Below are 17,308 nucleotides of genomic sequence, written 5' to 3'. Positions count from 1 at the left end.
TTATTTTCCATTCAAAATCTGAGCAGCGTGCTCTTTTGTATTTACTTTTTCTATCACACGCTCTATGATTCCGTTCTCATCAATCAAAAATGTTGTCCTTAAAGTTCCCATATAAGATCTCCCGGCCATCTTTTTTTCTGCCCATACACCAAACTCTTGATTCAACCGTACCTCAGTATCAGCTATTAAAGAAAATGGCAGCGATTGTTTTTCTATAAACTTCTGATGAGACTTTTCATTGTCTTTACTGACTCCTATTATTTCATACCCCGCTTTCTGCAATTCTGAATATGCATCTCGTAAACTGCAGGCCTCCGCCGTACATCCGGGGGTATTATCTTTAGGATAAAAATAAAGTACCAATTTTTTTCCTTTAAAATCTTCTCGTTTCAACTCTTTCCCCGTCTGGTCATAACCCAGAATCTCAGGTATTTTATCTCCAACTTTTAATGCCATAATTAAATATTTTATTTCTCAAAGATAAGAATTTATATAAAAACATCAAGGTTCTCCATTTCATTTATAACATTCATCCTCGTACCATCGATAATGCAAATTAAACAAATATATATGCCAAATAATAGCATATATGATAATTTCTTTATAAAATCTTTCGGGATAATATAGAGATTGACTATAAATTATTATTTTTTGATTTGTTATTTATTGTATTCTCTTTCGGATTTTCGCTATTTTGCATTGTCTAATCGATAATTCATATTTTCAATTAATGAAAAAATATCACTTATTATTTTATCTTATACTCTTAAATCTTACCGTTACGGCCAATAATCGGACAGAAGCATTATTGTCTATTCTAAAAAGCAATAAACCCGATTATATTTTTGTCGTTGCTCATCGGGGTGATTGGAGACATGCCCCGGAAAACTCTATTGCAGCAATCAAAAGTGCTATATCGATAGGAGCAGATATGGTCGAGATAGATATACAAAAGACTAAAGACGGAGATTTTGTCTTAATGCACGACAATAGTATAGATCGCACGACAAACGGAAAAGGATATATAAATAACTATACGGTAAAAGAACTCAAGAACTTCAAGCTACGTTACAATAGCGGAGAGCTCTCTAAGGAAACTATCCCGACTTTAAAAAAGGCATTATCAGCCTGTAAAGGGAAAATTCTTGTCAATATTGATAAAGGTGAGAATTATTTATCAGACATTGAACCCATTATAAAAGAAGCCGGGATGGAAAACTACATCATTTTAAAAGGACGCGGTTCTGTGAATGATGTAAAAAAGAAATTGTCTCTGTACAAAAATATTATATATATGCCTATTGTCGATTTAGATACATCCGGAGCTATTCCATATATCGATTCTTTTTTAAAAGATTTTCAGCCGATAGCAATGGAAATAGGTTTTAAAACCGATGATTTCGAGCAATTATCTTATATCGATAAGATAGCCGAATCGAATTGCCGAATATGGATCAATACCTTATGGGAAAGTCTATGCGGAGGACATGATGATGAAAAAGCAGTCAATAATCCGGATAATAGTTGGGGATGGGTTCTGAAAAATAAAGCAACAATAATTCAGACTGATCGTCCTCAAGAACTAATAACTTATTTAAAACAAAAAGGGCTACGAAAAATAGATTGGTAACTGTCTCTCATCAAAATCTCGAAAGTAATAAAAAAGGTTTATACAAAGATCGAACAGGCTCTAAAAATAATATTGTCATTCCGGTATCTTCTCCAGAATGACAATAATTCAATATATAATCGTTCAAAAACGAATGTCGATCAGACTTCCAAGTCTTCATTAAATATTTCATGCCAAGGCAATCCTTGCTTGTTCAACTGTTCCATAAACGGATCGGGATCGAATTCCTCTACATTATAGACTCCGGGCTTTTTCCACAGACCTTTTAAGAACATCATTGCACCTATCATAGCCGGAACTCCGGTAGTGTAACTGACTCCTTGTGCTCCCGTTTCGAGATAAGCAGCATGATGGCTACAATTATTATAGACATAATAGGTCATCTCTTTACCTTCTTTATCAATACCCTTAATACGACAGCCGATAGATGTTTCACCTACATAATTTTCACCGAGCTCTCCAGGATTAGGAAGCACTGCTTTCAAAAATTGTATCGGAACAATTTCCACCCCATTATACATAATAGGATCGATACGCGCCATTCCTATATTTTGAATTACTCTTAAATGAGTCAGATATTCCTGTCCGAAAGTCATCCAGAAACGCGCACGTTTCAATGTCGGATAATTTTTCACCAACGACTCCAATTCTTCATGGTAAATCACATACGATTCTTTCGGACCTATATTCGGGTAATTCAGCGGTTTATGAATTTCATGAGGCTCTGTATAAATCCATTTGCCGTTTTCATAATATTTTCCCTTTTGCGTAACCTCCCGAATATTAATTTCCGGATTAAAGTTTGTCGCAAAAGCTTTACCATGATCTCCGGCATTGCAATCGACAATATCCAGATAGTGCATTTCTTTAAAATAATGCTTTGCGGCATAAGCCGTATATACACCCGATACACCTGGATCAAAACCGCAACCCAGAATAGCTGTCAATCCCGCCTTTTTGAAACGTTCCTGATATGCCCATTGCCACTTATATTCAAATTTAGCTTCATCAAGCGGCTCATAATTTGCCGTATCCAAATAATTTACACCGCAAGCTAAACAAGCATCCATAATCGTCAAATCCTGATAAGGAAGTGCAACATTAATTACAATATCCGGCTTATGCGTATTGAATAACTTTATCAATTCGTTTACATTATCGGCATCTACCTGATCTGTGATTATCCGGTCGCTACCGATTGCCTTTGCAATAGCATCGCATTTCGATTTCGTCCGGCTTGCCAACACTATTTCTGTAAAAACATCCGGATTTTGCGCTACTTTATGAGCAACTACCGTACCTACTCCGCCGGCTCCTATAATTAAAACTTTTCCCATCCTTAATACTTTACTTTATTTCGGTTAAATATTTGTCGGACACTCAATTTATTCCGATCCGTAAACTTTTCACAAAGATACGACTTTTTAAAAAGATACAAAGCCACATATATTAAGATTCTTAAAAGCAATTTTTTAAACACACTTCTATACCTAACGAACGAACTCTTTGGTTGTGTTTAAAATCTGAAAGCTATATTCGATTCAACTTTTCAATAAAATAACGGCAAACTTTTTCATGTCTGTATATCAGATAGAACAATATTGCATTCAATATCGTAAGTTCGAACAGAAAATAAATCCACAGAGCATCAAACAAAACAGCAATAAACAAGGTAATAATACGTATATTAAAAGATAACATACCACTATACATCATCAACGGAAGACTTTTTTCTTCGAATTGTATCCTCAACCAATCCGGAATATCATTGCCAAACCGTTTCTTTAATAACCGACGCAACTCTTGCATATCCGGAGTAAATCTTTCTTGATAAACCATATATTGAAGATAGAAAGACAAAAAAAATTTCCTATAAAAATCAGCCTTCCAACTCAATCGTTTATACTTCAAGTGCAATTGCGTCTTATATTCAAATTCACAAACTAATTCTTTCCGTGAAAAAAGATAATAAAAATTACGATAATAATCGATAGCAGAAGCTTGCCTAAAATGAAAATATCCGGTAATCAAGGCTAAAAAAAAGACAGAAAAATCCCAACCTGAATTCATTAAACGTAAACATAACGCCATATAAACAGAAACAGACCAGGCACACCCGCTCAAATGATCTAAAATCCGTCCTAACCGAGAATAACGTCCGATCATTCGTGCTAATTGTCCGTCCGTACAATCCAAAAGATGTGTGCAAAACAATAATAATATTCCAATTATATTATACCATATATCCTCAAAATATAAAAAGAATCCCGAAGATATCCCCAATAATATGGAAACAACTGTAATAGTATTGGGCAACAAGCCTAACTTATGGAAAAACAAAGCACAACGGTATCCGACAGGACGAAAAAAAAATAAATCTACAGGATCAGTGTCGATCGGTTTCAATGCTGCCTCAAACATAATGTTCTGATGTCTGTTTTGTTTCATATTCCTCCCTTCGTAGCACAGTTATACACCGTACACAATAATTCTATTTAAATGCAACTGACAAGAGTGTCCGATTTAAACACGATATAATAAACATCTACAAATACAGGTCTTCTCAATATTTTTATCTACAACAAAATTCCTATTTCCATCTTTTCCAAGACCTCCCTTATTTATATATGTAACCGTTCGACTCCATTTTTGTTTTGGAGACTATCTAATTTTTCCAATAAAAATACTATCAGGTCATCTTTGCGCTTTCTTCCGGTCTGTTTTCCCTTCTTCACTCATCAGATAGCCCGCTATCCTCCTCATAAAAACGACAAAACATACTCGAAAAAACTCCAAAACCTTACCCGAGCAAAATTCAGATTGGCTCTGAAGGAATATTCTTTTAATCAAAACAATCTCTGAATTTCACACATCTATCAGTTCTCTATTAACAAAAGAATTATTAACTAACGATATTATAGATTTTATCTGTCCGAAAATATAAACACATTTCCCCCCTCCCTGCTATCGCCTCTAAATACTTATGAAAACAATAACAAGCTATCTAACAAATAAAAAACAGGAAAAGAGTTTGAAAAAATCTAACAAAATATTACCCCTATCAGGAAGGTTGAGACCCCAAACAAATCACTCCTTCTCAGGAGCATTAAGATCAAGAACTTCATTGTCTCCACTTTTATCAAAATATTGACGACGAAGAGGATTAGCTTTCATTTGACGATAATTATTACGACAAGCAAAAACATCTAATGCCAAGTAAAGAGCATGCCGGAACGACTCTTCCGAAGCTTTATTCTCTCCGGCAATATCATACGCTGTACCATGGGCCGGCGAAGTGCGTATAAAAGGTAGCCCGGCAGTATAATTTACGCCATCTTCCATCGCTAAAGTCTTAAACGGAGCAAGCCCTTGGTCATGGTACATAGCCAAAACACCATCGAACTTAGAAAAATGACCTGAACCAAAGAATCCATCAGCTGCATAAGGCCCGAAACAAAGAATATCCATTTCTTCGGCCTCTTTCAATGCAGGAATAATAATCTCTTTCTCTTCATTTCCAAGAAGTCCGTCTTCTCCGGCATGCGGGTTCAATGACAAAACCGCAATACGAGGCTTTACAATACCGAAGTCTTGCTTTAAACAGTGATTGAAAATACGCAATTTCTGTACAATATCCGATTTGGTAATCCGAGAAGGTACTTCAGATAAAGGAATGTGCCCTGTCACTAAAGCTACACGCAAAATATCATTCAATAATATCATTAAAGATTTTTTGCCTTTTCCTAATTTTTTCTCCAAATATTCGGTATGCCCGGGAAACTCAAATTTATCGGACTGGATCGTATGTTTATTAATAGGCGCTGTCACCAACACATCTATTAACCCGTTTTCTAAGTCATTCGTAGCACTCTCCAAAGCCCGGTAAGCCGCTTCACCTGCCTGAGCCGTTGGTCTTGACAATTCGACTTTTACTTCTTCATCGATACAGTTGATCATATTCAACTTCATGTCCGATATCTGCTCGGCATTGGTAATAATATTGAAATTAATAGTCGGCAAATCCAATGCCTTACGATGATAGGCCGCCACTTTTGAAGAGCCATATACCACAGGGGTACACATTTCTGTTATACGAGGGTCTGACAATGTCTTCAAAATAACTTCATATCCGACTCCATTTATATCACCTTGAGTAATTCCTACCTTGATCTTATAATCTTGTTCCATGAGTTTTTATTCTTTATATAAAACAGACAAATACTATTTTAGATTATACTTGCCTAATTCAATGCTCTAAGATAAGCAATTATTTTAACATAATATCTCTACACGGTCATAATATATAAGCTTATTCAGCATTTATTGCCGATCTCGCCTTTCTTTGCAGTCGATAACATTCCGCACGCAGCGAATATATCTTCACCTCGCGATGTACGTATCGTACAAGTAAATCCCTTGCGATTCAAATAATCCCTGAAAATAACCATATCCGATTCAACTGACGTTTTAAGGTTTACTCCCGGAATTGCATGAAAACGAATCAAATTTATCCGACAATCCAATCCTTTTAACAATTTTGCCAGCGCCTCCGCATGTTTAAGGGAATCATTAAAACCACTAAACATGATATATTCGAATGACAGCCTGCGCTGATGACTGAAGTCATAATTCCGGAGCAGTGATATTATATCTGCAATAGGATATGCTTTCTGTACAGGCATAATAGACAAGCGTTCCTCCGGAAAAGGATTATGCAAACTTACAGCCAAATGACAATCCGTTTCTTCTAAAAAACGGGTCAAGTTTCGTTTTACTCCGATCGTAGAAACTGTTATTCTCTTCGGACTCCAAGCAAATCCCCATTTTGCAGTCAAAATTGTTAAAGCCGTCATTACTTCATCCAAATTGTCCAAGGGCTCTCCCATCCCCATAAATACCAAATTTGTCAACTTGGCACTTTCCGGTATAGAAATAATCTGATTCATAATTTCACGAACTGTAAGCTGGGAATTGAACCCTTGCTTACCGGTCATACAAAAATAACAATTCATCTTACATCCTACCTGAGATGACACACATAGCGTCGCCCTATCCCGATCAGGAATATATACAGACTCGACAAAGTTTCCGGAAGTCGTTTTAAAAAGATATTTGACAGTACCGTCCACCGAACGCATTTCCTCCACGGGCACAGAATAGCCTATCTCATACTCAGCTGCGAGATGTTCACGATTCTGTTTAGATAAATTTGTCATTTCATCTATATTCCGAACCCGTTTTTCATATAGCCATGCAGCAATCTGCCCGGCTGTAAAACGAGGCATTCCCATACGGGCGACGATCCCGCTAAGTTCATCTAATGTTTTCCCTGCCAAATATTTTTTTTCCACTCGTTTCGTTATTTAGTACAAAAATAAACAAAGAGTATAAAGATCACAACGGAATATACAGAAATCTTTAATCAAAAGAATAAAACAAAAAGGGAGGACTCATCATCCTCCCTTTTTGTTTTATCATCATCAATTTAGAAAAATTTCACACGGTTATTTTCTATATCGGCTTTATCCTTCATAACTTCCATAATCTGACTGGAAAGAATCGAATACATCATCTGTTCATATTTTTGTTTTTCCATTTCGGCATTCATAGGAACAGAACTTTCATCTTTCTTAGTTACAGCCAATACATACACTCCATTATTCCCCTTGACAGGACCTTGTAATTGCCCCACCGAAGCATAAGGAGCTACACCGCACAATACCGGCTCACGGCCGATACCTGTAATTACAGAAGTGTTGAAAGTTACAAACTTAGCCGTATCGATCTTCGAACTCATAGCTGAAGCATAGGCATCAAGAGTCTTCGGTGATTTTTCAGACAATGACTTCATAATCATATCTGCCTTTTTATCAGCCAACAACTGCATTTTAAGATAGCTCTCGAGACTTTTTAACGGTGCATAACCTGCAGGGGTTACATTCGTAAGAGCTGCTACCAGAAACTTATTTTCTATATTGAAAATTTCTGAAATATCACCTTTATCCGATTTATAAGCCCATTTCACGATTTCACGCCCGTCGTTCAACATACCTACGCTAATATCTTCAGGAGTCAATTCAACCGTATTCAAGGAGAAACCTTTATCCTTTGCATTTTTCTCGAATGATTCTAATTTCCCGTTTTCAGCGATATAAGAACTTACCTTGTTATATAATGTACTATAAGTCTCTGAACTCGGACGTACCTTTAGAACCAATTGTGCCACTTTAGCCTTAGGAACAGAAGCTGTACGCTCAGTTACCTGCATAATATGCTGTCCATACGGCGTTTCCACAGTAAAATATCCTGATCCTCCATTAAAAACAGAAGAAACGAATTTCTGTCCGAATTGTACAGCAGAAGTTTCTGTCAACCAGCCGAGATCACCACCATTAGCAGCAGAATTCTGATCTACCGAAAATTGTTTTGCCAAAGCAGCAAAATCTCCGCCGTTTTTCAAAACAGTCAAAATACTGTCCATCTGAGCCTTAACTTTTGCATCTGCCTGAAGAGGGAACATAATATGACGTACCTTCACTGAGTCAGGAGCTACGCTCTTACCTATCAAACGATACATTTTATAAGACTCATCTTCAAAAACAGGACCATAAACTTCATTTATTTGAGCTGTTTCTGCAAATTTTTTCATTTCCGGATCCATGTCTCTTTGAGCAACGTATGCGTCTACATAAGGAACATCCGTATTAAAGCTCAACATTCCGGCAATATCGTCTGTCGTAGAAAAATTTTCTTTAAGGTTATTAATCTTTTCTTCGGTCATCTTATAATCACCTTCACTCGGAACTATATCTACTGCAAAGAATTTTACTTCACGCTTTTCATCCTGCTTAAAGTTTTCTTTCTGCTTGTTGTATAGATTTTTCAACTCAGATTCGCTGATAACTACCGTAGAATCGGGTATAGAAGTATAAGATTGTTCTGCATACGCAAAATCTACACTATTTTTAGCACCGTTATAAGCAGCTTCCAAATCGAGCTTATTCGGAGCCATAGATTTTGACAACAAAGTAAAATATTTTCCGACCAGCTGTTGTTGTTTCACTGTCTTTTCAATATTTAACCAAGCCTCGCGTCGAGCTTTGAGCTGTTGTGCCATTTCTCCATTAAGATTCGACTCATCCTCATTAAGGACCACTTGCAAGAAATTCAACAACAAGTCTTTATTAAAAACTCCGGTTTGAGGATCGGTAAATTGTTGTTTTACCATAGGCACGATATTATCTCCCTGCAACAAATCGGCCAACTCTTCTTTAGATACCGTAAGGCCCAATTCGGCAGTAGCATCCGTTAACAAAATATCCTGCACCATCTGATCATATACTTCCTTGTTTATACGAGAAGCTGCACCTTCGGGAAGAGACATGCCATATTGTCTTCTATACATATTCTGCATCTCTTCGGTACGAGTCTGAACTTGTGCCTGAAATTCTTCCGGAGTAATTTTTTTACCGTTAACTACCGCTATTTTATTGCGGTTCATGTTAAAGAAAGTATGACCTGAATTTAAAAGGTCTCCCACGATAAAAGCCAGTAAAGCCACCCCGATCACTCCGACAAGAAGGCCGGCTTTACCTCTGATTTTTTGTAACGTAGCCATTTATTAGATTGTGTTTTTAGTTTTATATTTTTTTAAATTATTTTCCAAGTAAGTGCACGAAGATACGAAAAAAAGCATTTACAAACATATCGTAAAGTCAAAAATTTCCTTTAGTTCTCAATTTTCATTTTCACCAACTCTATTTTGGTTCTATTTCCTTTTAATATCTCAAATTTATAATTCTCTATTTCAATCGTTTCTCCGGGCTTAGGTATCGTTTTATAATGATAAAGAATATATCCGGCAATTGTCATATACTCATCAGACTCGGGTAACCCTATATCAAAAAGCTCATTAATCTTTTCTATTTCGACACGTCCTGAGAACTCATAACAGTTTTCTCCGGTTCTCCGTGCAATATAATTCAACGTATCGTGCTCGTCTTCAATATCTCCGAATATTTCCTCAACCAGATCTTCAAGCGTCACAATACCGGCAGTTCCGCCAAACTCGTCCACAACGACAGCGATACTTTTTTTCTGTTGCATCAAATTTTTCATTAATTTCTGAGCGGTCATCGTCTCCGGAACTAACAATATAGGCTTAATATAAGACTTCCAATCTGCTGCTTGTTTAAACATTTCGGAAGAATGTATATAACCCAATACATTATCAATATTATCTCTATAAACCAAAATTTTAGAAAGTCCGGTTTCAATAAATAGAGTAACCAAATCCTTCTCCGATGACATATCGATATCAACCGCTACAATCTCTGTACGGGGAATCATACATTCACGAATGCGTAAATTAGAAAAGTCCAAAGCATTCTGAAAAATTTTAACTTCTGTATCGACTTCTGCTTCTCCCTGCGACTTATCTATACTTTGTTGAATAAAAAAATCAAGATCGACCTTACTCATAGTCCCATCATCCCCCGACCGATCGATGCGAACCCCTCCTATCTTTAAGATTCCGGATGAAAGCAATGATGTAAATTTCGCAATCGGATATAGCAACAGATAAAAAACATAAAGCGGTATGGCAAAAACTTTTAATGATAAGTTAGGATTAATCCGAAAAATAGTTTTAGGCAGAAATTCGGCTGTCAGAAGAACGATCAATGTCGATACGACAGTTTGTCCCAATATAATAAATATCTCCTGATCCCAAATAAAGGAGAATACCGGAGAGAGCAAATCGGCCATACCGATACCGTAAACGACCAACGCGATGTTATTGCCGACAAGCATCGTAGAAATGAACTCTTCCTGATGATGATAGAATAAATTAAGAATACGCCCAAGAAGCGTCTTTTTCTTCATATCCAATTCAAAACGGACCTTATTTGAAGATACAAATGCAATTTCTATGCCCGAAAAAAATGCAGACAACAGCAATGGAATAATTATCATAAAGACCGTAGTCATGATTTTTCTCCTTTCTTTTGCGGTGCATAACGACGAGCATTCGTATCTCTCACATTTTTTAAACTGTCCGATTCACCCCGCTGTTCTTCGGCAGGCGATTTCATTGGAAAAATTCCGGTTGTCCGACGTATCGTGTACTGAGTCATAGGTTCATTAGAAACAAAACCGATCCCTTCTATTATGCGATCCACTTTTTCAATATGAATGGCACTATCCGAATATATCTCACGTTTTTTTTGATCCCAGAAAAGTAACTCGGTAAAGAATCTTTCATCCTGCAAATTAGCCATCTTTACATTCCCCCTGAGTTCCCAAAGCTGCTTATATTTATAAAAAATAGCTGAATCTCCCATAATAAAAGCATCTACATGAAAATTCTCATCGAATTTTTCCACATAAATTCCTTGCGGAAATAACCAATACGGTTCTTTCGCATTTTCAAACATCAACCATTCTTTAGCCTTGATACGATAACGAGTAATTCCCGAATCCGAAATCAATGTCGTTACATCGAAACTACTTAACGAGGGAACTTTATGCGGATCTGAAAAGGCTTTAACCACTTCATTTTTTACTTTCTTATCACAGGAACTAAAAAAAACGGACATTAAGATAAATGCCACTGCAAACGCAATACCGGTAAGCGGAAATCCTAATAAAGTTCTGCGAATCGTATTCATTCTGTTTTTCGGTTCTTTATATTAAAGGCAAAATTAAATATTTAGTTACAGAGCCGCAATTAATATCTCTCTTTTTATTGTTTTTATAAAAAACAGAAAGAGATGTTATTCTTTTTATCGAACAACATCTCTCTGTATTTTGTAAAACAACGGTTATTCAAATTTCCGTTTAAAGAACCAAAGTTCATTAAAGGTAAGACTCAATGAAACTCTTAAAAAGTTTTCACGAATAAATGATGTCGGCGTAGATTGCCTATTTAAATATTCCAAAGAAAGGTTCAATATAGATTTATCTCGTCTTACCGGAAATCCGAAACCGCAAGTAATCCCATATTCATCTATATCACATCCCTTGACTTTGAGATAAGAATGATTATAAAATGCCCCTAACCGATAACGCATACGTTTCATATAATTCCCCGACATCGGATTTGGCAAAAACTCCGCACCAATAGCCACTTTTAAACGATTGTTCAAACTGTCTTTCACTCCGTCATACCTCACACTGCTCCAATCCTGAAAAGTGACATCAGCTCCTACAGTCAATCGTTCATCCCATACATAGGTAAAACCTGCACCTATGGAGGTAGGAAGAGAATATCTCGATTTTATACTCGATGAATCTGATCTCGATATAGAAGTCGACCCGGAAGTTGTAGAATAAATTTCCTCATAAGTATAAGTACGGCCGAGCAATTTTTTCTCTGGAGTATAAACCGCCCCTACGGTAATCCGGTTTTTCTTATTTATATTGTGCGTATATTGTAACCCGAACTCAACTCGAAAATCCGAAACATGCAATTTTTTCAAGAAAATACTTCCGATCGTATTATCCGTAGGCAACAAAGTCGTGGTATGCTCTATATTTCCAAAAAGATATGACACATTAGCCCCGAGATAAAGGCCTTTATAAATATGTCCGCTCAATCCGATAAAAGCCTGACTGATACCACCTTCCCCGACTTGTGTATAAGAACCGTTCGGAATCGAACCGCCAAAACTGTATCCTACCGAAGAGAATGGTGTCAATCCGGCACTTCCCGCCATATGACGCCCCAATGGGAACTGCAAAGCGACATAATCTAAGTTTCCGTTTACTTCAGATTCTTTCAAGGAATTTTCTTTCATCCATGTATTTTGCAAACTGACTCCTATGTCGAAAAGAAATGTCAAAGAATCCATCGCTGCGTACGAAGCCGGATTCTTTATATTAATCTGTCGTCCACTTTGAAATCCATATCCGACTCCGCCCATTCCTCGATTCGCACCGACCGCATTATCTTCCAGAATACCATACCCGTAACGTGAATACGGAGAATTCGTGTTATTCTGTGCCAAACTACTCATTCCCCCTAACAAGGACAACGCTATTAAGACAATAGATATTTTATTTTTCAGCATTATAATAAAGTATTCTGTTTAACCCTTTTAATACAATATTTTTATCCACAAATATGGGAGTTTTTAATCTTTCAGCCAATAAAAAAGCATCGCCGCCCGTTAAAAAAACCAAAAGATCCGGATATATAGCCTTCAGCTCCCTTATATAACCTTCCATTTCAAATAAAACTCCCTGTATTACTCCAGCACGTATCGCAGTCTCCGTATCCGTACCCATAAGCGAAAAATCTCCGACTTTCTCAATCAAAGGCAGTTTTCCGGTAAAATGATTCAATGCTTTCAACCGCATCCTGATACCCGGAGCAATATTTCCTCCGATAAACACTCCTCGTTTCAGCAATAAATCATATGTAATCGCCGTACCGGCATCGATTATCAATATATCGCAATCCGGTTTTTCATAAAAAGCGCCTACCACCCCTGCAATCCTGTCCCGTCCCAATGTCGTCGGTGTCCCGTATTCGATTTTTACAGGTATAGGAGTGTCTGCATCTAAAAAACAAAACCGGGATATTCTTTCCTGCAGATAGTCCAAAAAACAAAAAGGGACATCAACCACTGAAGAATAAATACACGACGTAACCCGATATTTATCAAGCAAAGTATCAACAAGCCGCTTATCCGGCTTTACAACAGTCATTACATATTCTAACTTATCTTGACAAAATAAAGCAACTTTTGTCGTCGTATTTCCCTGATCTATGATTAGATTCACATTTGCAAATTTTGGACAAAGGTATAAAAATAGCTCAATCGCTTTCGAGGAAATCCTAATAATTTCCTTTTTTTTCACGCTTTTTAAAAATGCACACTCTTGACCTGACAAATTCATAAAAAAAGGTTGTATCGGACAACAAAACTTTTAGAAACAAAAAAGATTATGTACGTTTGTAAAAAATAAAATTCAATATGAAGAATATTTTTTCAGCATCATGGCGTTTCATAAAAAAGCATGTTACCTTAATGCGAATTTTGGTAATATCTTTTCTTTTCATCATGATCTTTGTAGACGAAAACAGTTTTGTTCAAAGTTTCCTTTATGACCAACAAATTCATGGTCTAAAAAAAGAAATACAACACTACCAGGGAGTTATCGAAGAAAGCAAAACAAAACTGAACGAACTGCAATCGAATGAAAAAAATCTGGAAAAATTTGCCCGGGAGCAATATTTAATGAAAAAAGATAATGAAGATATTTATATAATAACAGAAGAAGAACAAAAATGAGCAATAAAATACGCAACACGATTCTAGTTGTTTCAGCCTTATTTATCCTGGCAGGGACGGCATTATATTTATTCAGATTACCGTTCACCGTTTATATATTTGCTGCCGGAGCTGTCGGAATGACTGTCGCACGGGCGACAAATTTATACAACGGCTCAAATTTCCGGCTTAAACGCTTATACCGCATCGAATTGATTGCAGCGATTGTTACCGTCGGGTCTGCATGGTTCATGTTCAAACAACAAAACGAGTGGATTTTATTACTGCTCGTTGCAGCATTTCTACAATTATACACCTCTTTTATGATTCCAAGAGTAGAGAAGAACGGAAAATGACCTTCAAATAAAAAAGAAAGGCGAAGTTTCAATGAACCTCGCCTTTTTTCTTTATTTGAAATCCGAAAATATTATTCGGCAACTACTTCAAACGGAATTTCGACACTTACTTCTTTATGAAGTTTCAAAATAGCTTTATAAGCACCGACTTCTTTTACAGATTCTTTAATGAAGATAACCTTACGATCAACCTCATAACCGGCTTTTTCTAAAGCTTCAGCTATTTGAATATTGTTAACCGAACCGAAAATTTTACCTGTAGAACTGGTCTTAGCACCAATTGTCAAAGAAACTCCTTCCAATTTAGCTGCCAACTCTTTAGCATCATTTTTGATTTTCTCAAGCTTATGAGCACGTTGCTTCATGTTTTCAGCTAACATCTTCAATGCAGAAGGAGTAGCGATAACAGCCTTACCTTGAGGGATAAGATAATTGCGACCGTATCCGCTCTTAACGGTTACTACGTCATCTTTATACCCAAGATTTAAGATATCTTCTTTTAATATTACTTGCATTACTATTTTCCTCCTTCTTTAAATTATTTCATCATGTCTGTCACATAAGGAAGTAACGCCAGATGACGTGCTCTCTTTACAGCCTGAGCAATACGGCGTTGGAACTTCAACGAGGTACCGGTTATACGACGAGGTAAAATTTTACCTTGTTCGTTCAGGAACTTTTTCAAGAATTCGGGATCTTTATAATCTATATATTTGATACCGCTTTTTTTGAAACGACAATATTTTTTCTTCTTAATATCCACTGAGGGAGGAGTCAAATATCTGATCTCAGATTGATTTTGTTGTGCCATGACTTAATTCTCCTTTACTTCTTTAGATTTAACACTTCTTCTTTTTGCAGCATATTCTGCAGCATATTTATCCATTCTAAAAGTCAAGAAACGGATAACACGTTCATCACGACGGAAATTAATTTCCAATTTTGCGATTACAGACGGATCTGCGTTAAACTCCAGCAATTGGTAGAAGCCTGTAGATTTTTTCTGGATCGGATAAGCCAATTTGCGTAATCCCCAGTTTTCTTCATTCACGATTTCAGCACCTTCTGCCACCAAAATCGCTTTGAATTTTTCTACCGCTTCCTTCATCTGTACATCAGATAAAACGGGAGTTAAAATGAAAACGGTTTCATAATGATTCATACTCATTTAAATTAACTTGTTATTTAATTTTTTGAATTGCGGGGCAAAGGTAGTCATTATTTACTAAAATCCAAATACTTTGCTATTTTTATTTTAGATCTTTCTCTAACTTTTCCCGAAAATCAATCTGTTCAAAATAGATTTTTTTAAACCTTTTTATCGACAAAGACCAACATATAACGAAATAGGAATGCAACTTATATTAATAACATTTTTTATCGAAGCCTCAACCGGAAAATAAAATATTGTTTGTATTTTTGTTGTCTAAACAATTATTACATAATGAACCTTCTCTCTATCGACAACGAAATGTTATTCGCCTTGCTAAGCGGTAAACTATCATCAGCAATCAATCGAAAATTATACAGAAGTTTTCGAAAAATAAACATAGATATTACTCCGGAACAGTGGACTGTTCTTTATTATTTATGGTCAAAAGACGGTGTCACGCAACAGGAACTTTGCAATGCGACTTTCAAAGACAAACCAAGTATGACCCGCTTGATAGACAATCTTGAAAAACAAACTCTGGTAACTCGTTCGGCAGATAAAAACGACCGACGTATCAATATCATCAATCTTACAGAAAAAGGTCGAAATCTCGAAGAGATGACACAGCCCATAGTTGCAACAACGATGAAAGCTGCGCTGAACGGATTAAACGAGGAGGAAATAGAAACCGCTCGCATTTTGTTGAACAAAGTATTCAATAATGTGAAAATATCACTGGGAGACTAAACTTCTGGTTTAAGCTTTCTGTTTTATCAAAATAAAAAAAGCTCAACATAAAAATCATGAGAAAAAAGATCTTACTACTTCTCTTCTCAATCTTGTCGTTCGGCACAAATAGTTTTGCACAATATCACAAAGATATATTAGGGGAGAACTTCGTTCAACAAACAATACAGATGCCCGATGACTATGAAGGAAAAGTCATCATCACCATTGTCCGAAAAGAAGCTGCGCTCCCTACGACAAAAGCAATACTTTACGTACACGGATTCAACGACTATTTTTTTCAGAAATCTCTGGCGGAACATTTCAATGACGCAGGCTTTAATTTTTATGCCGTTGATCTACGAAAATACGGACGCTCAATGCTATCCAATCAATATCCATTCCAAGTTCACAACTTAAATGAATACTTTGCCGACATAGACACGACCTTGCAGATTATAAAACAAGAAGGGAATCACGAAATTTTATTAATGGGGCATTCTACCGGAGGTTTAATAACCTCTCTTTTCTGTCACAAATACAGAAAAGCGCTCCCCGTCCAAGGACTAGTTTTGAACAGCCCGTTTCTTGACATGAATCAAAGCTGGTTCAAAGAAAAAATATTGATTCCCACAGTCTCCTTTTTTGCACTTTTCTCCAAAAAAACAAAAATAAAACAAGGTATTTCTACTGCTTACGGAGAAAGCCTATTAAAATCGCATCATGGAGAATGGGAATATGACACGACAAAAAAATTTATGCAATCCCCTCCTCTCACAACAGGATGGATACGGGCTATCCACCGGGGACAAAGAAAAATACATAAAGGATTAGATATCCCCTGCCCTATTCTGGTACTTTACTCCAATAGATCAGTTTACGGAAATGAATGGAATCCCGAACACCAAATCGGAGATGGTGTACTGGATGTAAAAGATATCGCTAAGTATGGCAAACGTTTGGGGTCTAAAGTTACCGAAATAGAAATACAAGACGGGATGCACGATCTTATTCTTTCCAAGAAAGAAGCCAGAGATGCAACTTATCAGGCTATTTTTAATTGGTTAAAACAAAATCAGTTGAACTAATCAAGACTTGCGATCTTCTTAATCGTTTATAAATTTATCGTATTGAAATAATGTGCGATAAATCACCAATTTATTCTTAT

The 17,308-nt window shown here is 36.5% G+C and carries 18 protein-coding genes; 5 read left to right on the top strand and 13 right to left on the bottom strand.

Features of this window, described 5'->3' with window-relative positions; genetic code table 11:
- Positions 1-456, bottom strand: coding sequence for a thioredoxin-dependent thiol peroxidase (bcp, locus tag QUE35_RS13000; protein ID WP_009317556.1), 456 nt, complete (start codon positions 454-456; stop codon positions 1-3).
- Positions 457-730: 274 nt separating this feature from the next.
- On the opposite strand from bcp, the gene QUE35_RS12995 reads away from it, so the two are divergent.
- Positions 731-1,630, top strand: a complete 900-nt coding sequence (locus QUE35_RS12995; protein WP_022599662.1) for a glycerophosphodiester phosphodiesterase family protein — start codon at positions 731-733, stop codon at positions 1,628-1,630.
- Between the two features lie 140 nt (positions 1,631-1,770).
- Here the strand turns inward: QUE35_RS12995 and QUE35_RS12990 are convergent, their stop codons facing one another.
- The 9 genes from QUE35_RS12990 to QUE35_RS12950 all read right to left on the bottom strand — a co-directional run bounded on the left by QUE35_RS12990 (position 1,771) and on the right by QUE35_RS12950 (position 13,414).
- Entirely contained in the window at positions 1,771-2,967 is a 1,197-nt protein-coding gene (locus QUE35_RS12990) for a saccharopine dehydrogenase family protein (protein ID WP_009317558.1), read from the bottom strand.
- A gap of 193 nt (positions 2,968-3,160) precedes the next feature.
- Entirely contained in the window at positions 3,161-4,078 is a 918-nt protein-coding gene (locus QUE35_RS12985; protein ID WP_022599657.1) for a CDP-alcohol phosphatidyltransferase family protein, read from the bottom strand.
- Between the two features lie 639 nt (positions 4,079-4,717).
- The gene (pdxA, locus tag QUE35_RS12980; protein WP_022390663.1) at positions 4,718-5,818 is read right to left on the bottom strand and encodes a 4-hydroxythreonine-4-phosphate dehydrogenase PdxA; all 1,101 of its coding nucleotides are present in this window, start codon (positions 5,816-5,818) and stop codon (positions 4,718-4,720) included.
- Positions 5,819-5,943: 125 nt separating this feature from the next.
- On the bottom strand, positions 5,944-6,981 hold the full coding sequence (gene rlmN, locus QUE35_RS12975) for a dual-specificity RNA methyltransferase RlmN (protein ID WP_022599653.1): 1,038 nt from the start codon (positions 6,979-6,981) through the stop codon (positions 5,944-5,946).
- A 134-nt stretch (positions 6,982-7,115) separates the two neighbouring features.
- A complete protein-coding gene (locus QUE35_RS12970) occupies positions 7,116-9,248 on the bottom strand; it encodes a peptidylprolyl isomerase (protein WP_022601018.1) in 2,133 nt (710 codons plus the stop codon).
- 110 nt (positions 9,249-9,358) lie between these two features.
- Entirely contained in the window at positions 9,359-10,618 is a 1,260-nt protein-coding gene (locus QUE35_RS12965; RefSeq protein ID WP_022601019.1) for a hemolysin family protein, read from the bottom strand.
- Positions 10,615-11,298 (bottom strand): LPS export ABC transporter periplasmic protein LptC, encoded by a 684-nt coding sequence (gene lptC / locus QUE35_RS12960; protein WP_022389825.1) that lies wholly within the window; start codon positions 11,296-11,298, stop codon positions 10,615-10,617. Before lptC ends, QUE35_RS12965 begins: the two co-directional genes overlap by 4 nt.
- A 153-nt stretch (positions 11,299-11,451) precedes the next feature.
- Positions 11,452-12,699 carry a BamG family beta-barrel-assembly machinery protein gene (gene bamG / locus QUE35_RS12955; RefSeq protein WP_022601021.1) on the bottom strand — a complete coding sequence of 416 codons (1,248 nt, stop codon included), beginning with the start codon at positions 12,697-12,699 and terminating at the stop codon, positions 11,452-11,454.
- Positions 12,686-13,414 (bottom strand): type III pantothenate kinase, encoded by a 729-nt coding sequence (locus QUE35_RS12950; protein WP_031258515.1) that lies wholly within the window; start codon positions 13,412-13,414, stop codon positions 12,686-12,688. The genes bamG and QUE35_RS12950 overlap by 14 nt, the downstream gene beginning before the upstream one ends.
- Before the next feature lie 194 nt (positions 13,415-13,608).
- Here QUE35_RS12950 and QUE35_RS12945 point away from each other — a divergent pair, with 194 nt between their 5' ends.
- Both QUE35_RS12945 and QUE35_RS12940 read left to right on the top strand, forming a co-directional pair.
- On the top strand, positions 13,609-13,926 hold the full coding sequence (locus QUE35_RS12945) for an FtsB family cell division protein (protein ID WP_022389828.1): 318 nt from the start codon (positions 13,609-13,611) through the stop codon (positions 13,924-13,926).
- Complete coding sequence (locus QUE35_RS12940) at positions 13,923-14,261, top strand: hypothetical protein (RefSeq protein WP_022601023.1); 339 nt, start codon at positions 13,923-13,925, stop codon at positions 14,259-14,261. Before QUE35_RS12945 ends, QUE35_RS12940 begins: the two co-directional genes overlap by 4 nt.
- Positions 14,262-14,332: 71 nt before the next feature.
- On the opposite strand, the gene rplI is transcribed toward QUE35_RS12940, so the two are convergent.
- The 3 genes from rplI to rpsF are packed head-to-tail and all read right to left on the bottom strand — an operon-like array spanning position 14,333 to position 15,423.
- On the bottom strand, positions 14,333-14,776 hold the full coding sequence (gene rplI, locus QUE35_RS12935) for a 50S ribosomal protein L9 (protein WP_009317569.1): 444 nt from the start codon (positions 14,774-14,776) through the stop codon (positions 14,333-14,335).
- 23 nt (positions 14,777-14,799) lie between these two features.
- On the bottom strand, positions 14,800-15,072 hold the full coding sequence (gene rpsR, locus QUE35_RS12930; RefSeq protein ID WP_009317570.1) for a 30S ribosomal protein S18: 273 nt from the start codon (positions 15,070-15,072) through the stop codon (positions 14,800-14,802).
- A 3-nt stretch (positions 15,073-15,075) separates the two neighbouring features.
- Positions 15,076-15,423, bottom strand: a complete 348-nt coding sequence (rpsF, locus tag QUE35_RS12925) for a 30S ribosomal protein S6 (RefSeq protein ID WP_009317571.1) — start codon at positions 15,421-15,423, stop codon at positions 15,076-15,078.
- Between the two features lie 279 nt (positions 15,424-15,702).
- Here rpsF and QUE35_RS12920 point away from each other — a divergent pair, with 279 nt between their 5' ends.
- A complete protein-coding gene (locus QUE35_RS12920) occupies positions 15,703-16,161 on the top strand; it encodes a MarR family winged helix-turn-helix transcriptional regulator (RefSeq protein ID WP_031258517.1) in 459 nt (152 codons plus the stop codon).
- Between the two features lie 56 nt (positions 16,162-16,217).
- Positions 16,218-17,228: an alpha/beta hydrolase gene (locus QUE35_RS12915; protein ID WP_022601025.1), complete on the top strand. Its 1,011-nt coding sequence runs from the start codon at positions 16,218-16,220 to the stop codon at positions 17,226-17,228.
- The last annotated feature ends 80 nt before the right edge of the window (positions 17,229-17,308 follow it).

This window comes from Coprobacter fastidiosus (assembly GCF_030296935.1).
GTDB lineage: Bacteria > Bacteroidota > Bacteroidia > Bacteroidales > Coprobacteraceae > Coprobacter > Coprobacter fastidiosus.
Note: the sequence above shows the minus strand (reverse complement) of the source record. Positions and strands in the feature narration are given on the sequence as shown.

Excerpts from the sequence above, each read along its gene's own strand:
- bcp (WP_009317556.1), bottom strand. The coding sequence starts at position 456 with ATGGCATTAAAAGTTGGAGATAAAATACCTGAGATTCTGGGTTATGAC.
- QUE35_RS12995 (WP_022599662.1), top strand. The coding sequence starts at position 731 with ATGAAAAAATATCACTTATTATTTTATCTTATACTCTTAAATCTTACC.
- QUE35_RS12990 (WP_009317558.1), bottom strand. The coding sequence starts at position 2,967 with ATGGGAAAAGTTTTAATTATAGGAGCCGGCGGAGTAGGTACGGTAGTT.
- QUE35_RS12985 (WP_022599657.1), bottom strand. The coding sequence starts at position 4,078 with ATGAAACAAAACAGACATCAGAACATTATGTTTGAGGCAGCATTGAAA.
- pdxA (WP_022390663.1), bottom strand. The coding sequence starts at position 5,818 with ATGGAACAAGATTATAAGATCAAGGTAGGAATTACTCAAGGTGATATA.
- QUE35_RS12970 (WP_022601018.1), bottom strand. The coding sequence starts at position 9,248 with ATGGCTACGTTACAAAAAATCAGAGGTAAAGCCGGCCTTCTTGTCGGA.
- QUE35_RS12965 (WP_022601019.1), bottom strand. The coding sequence starts at position 10,618 with ATGACTACGGTCTTTATGATAATTATTCCATTGCTGTTGTCTGCATTT.
- lptC (WP_022389825.1), bottom strand. The coding sequence starts at position 11,298 with ATGAATACGATTCGCAGAACTTTATTAGGATTTCCGCTTACCGGTATT.
- bamG (WP_022601021.1), bottom strand. The coding sequence starts at position 12,699 with ATGCTGAAAAATAAAATATCTATTGTCTTAATAGCGTTGTCCTTGTTA.
- QUE35_RS12945 (WP_022389828.1), top strand. The coding sequence starts at position 13,609 with ATGAAGAATATTTTTTCAGCATCATGGCGTTTCATAAAAAAGCATGTT.
- QUE35_RS12940 (WP_022601023.1), top strand. The coding sequence starts at position 13,923 with ATGAGCAATAAAATACGCAACACGATTCTAGTTGTTTCAGCCTTATTT.
- rplI (WP_009317569.1), bottom strand. The coding sequence starts at position 14,776 with ATGCAAGTAATATTAAAAGAAGATATCTTAAATCTTGGGTATAAAGAT.
- rpsR (WP_009317570.1), bottom strand. The coding sequence starts at position 15,072 with ATGGCACAACAAAATCAATCTGAGATCAGATATTTGACTCCTCCCTCA.
- rpsF (WP_009317571.1), bottom strand. The coding sequence starts at position 15,423 with ATGAATCATTATGAAACCGTTTTCATTTTAACTCCCGTTTTATCTGAT.
- QUE35_RS12915 (WP_022601025.1), top strand. The coding sequence starts at position 16,218 with ATGAGAAAAAAGATCTTACTACTTCTCTTCTCAATCTTGTCGTTCGGC.